General features: G+C 68.4%; 1 pseudogene. It reads left to right on the top strand.

What is annotated here, in order from left to right:
- Positions 1-291, top strand: a pseudogene (gene tuf, locus Q1A87_RS23935) (elongation factor Tu); the annotation flags it as partial.

Genomic DNA, 291 nt, shown 5'->3' with positions numbered 1-291 from the left:
GTGCTCTGCAAGCCGGGCTCGGTGAAGCCGCACACGAAGTTCGAGGCCGAGGCCTACATCCTGACGAAGGAAGAGGGCGGGCGCCACACGCCGTTCTTCGCGAACTACCGGCCGCAGTTCTACTTCCGCACGACGGACGTGACCGGGACGGTGCAGTTGGCCGAGGGGACGGAGATGGTGATGCCGGGCGACAACGTGTCGTTCGGGGTCGAGTTGATCGCACCGATCGCGATGGAGCAGGGCCTGCGCTTCGCGATCCGCGAGGGCGGCCGCACCGTCGGCGCCGGCGTG

The sequence above is a fragment of the uncultured Jannaschia sp. genome, from assembly GCF_947494055.1.
Taxonomy (GTDB): Bacteria; Pseudomonadota; Alphaproteobacteria; order Rhodobacterales; family Rhodobacteraceae; genus Jannaschia.
Note: the sequence above shows the minus strand (reverse complement) of the source record. Positions and strands in the feature narration are given on the sequence as shown.